The sequence below is a fragment of the Streptomyces sp. NPDC031274 genome, from assembly GCF_055570235.1.
This window is the reverse complement of record NZ_JBVIHP010000334.1, coordinates 1-1207: the sequence shown is the minus strand read 5'-3', so window position 1 is coordinate 1207 and position 1207 is coordinate 1. Positions and strand designations below refer to the sequence as shown.

The following is a 1207-nucleotide window of genomic DNA, read 5'->3' as shown; positions in this document are numbered from 1 at the left end:
CCGGGGTCACGAATACCACGTCACTGTCGAGCTCACGACCGCGGTGGCGGAGGGCAGTGACGACGATGCGATGGCCCTGAAGACCGTAGTCGCCGAGCTCGAGCGTGACCTCCAATACCGGGAACTCGGACGGCTCGGTGACGAGCCGAGCCCGAACGCGGACCGTCTTGTTCTGGCCCGATGGGTATACGCCACGCTCACGCGTCGGCTGGCGGACGGCCTCGGCCCGTACCTGCACGTGCGCGTGGAATGCCCAGACGAAGGCCCGGGACCCGCGACCTTCCCCGTTGCATCCCCTGCGACCTGACTGCCAGGGGACCTGAGGCGCCCTCTCCCGACGATCTATCGGCCGTCGATGAGACTCTCCGCGAGGAACGGCGAGAAAGTGCCCGCGGGAACTGGAGCCACGCCGCACAGGCCGTCGGAGTCGCCAGGGACCTTGATCCACAGCAAGTAGTCGGCGCCGCCGACGCCGATCGACGACGGCACACCGAGGCGCCGTCCAGCCGGGTTGCAGTAGTCGACGTGCTGCCCGTTCTCATCCATCGCCCCGTTCCCGTTGCGGGAGGTGTCGACGACGAACCGTGCACCAGGAACGCCGAGACCAGCGAGCGCCTGAGAGACCTGGTGGCCGTATGTGCAGGAGACATCGGTGGAGTCGAAGTTCGACACCCCGATCGCGAAACCCCGTACAACGCCCACCCCTGCTGCTGCGAGGCGAACTGCCATCTCGTCGGACTTGATCCAGGTCGCGTTGCCTCCATCGAGGTAGGAGGGGACGAGGGGGCGCGCAGCCAGGGCGTTGGCCGCGTACGCGACCAGAGCGGTGCGTTCAGATCGCGCCGCCTCGGTGGGAAGGTTGCCGAGTTGGCTGAGGGAGTCGGGTTCGACGATGACGAGGGCGGGCCGGTCACCGATGCCGGCGGCGAAGGCGTCGATCCATGTGCGGTATTCCTCAGGCGAGTTGGCTCCACCGCTGGACTGGCCGCCGTTGTCCCGATTGAACATGTTGTAGGCCGTCAGGATCGGCAGCCGCCCGGCCGCGGCTGCGGCCGTCACGTAGGCGTCCACGTCGGCCTGGACGTCTTTGTTCCAGTCCCCGAACCACTTGGCGGCCGGTCGCCGGACGAAGGAACGGGCGATCTTCGTGGCACGCGAATCGGCAGCATTTGCGGCCAACCACTTCACGGCGTTGGAGTCTGGGTCG

2 protein-coding genes are annotated in these 1207 nt (G+C 67.4%); one reads left to right on the top strand and one right to left on the bottom strand.

The window, feature by feature from the left end:
* The coding region (locus ACZ5CR_RS46140) for a hypothetical protein (protein ID WP_468869960.1) at positions 1–307 on the top strand (307 nt) is incomplete at its 5' end.
* A gap of 35 nt (positions 308–342) precedes the next feature.
* On the opposite strand, the gene ACZ5CR_RS46135 is transcribed toward ACZ5CR_RS46140, so the two are convergent.
* The coding region (locus ACZ5CR_RS46135; protein ID WP_468869958.1) for a glycoside hydrolase family 6 protein at positions 343–1207 on the bottom strand (865 nt) is incomplete at its 5' end.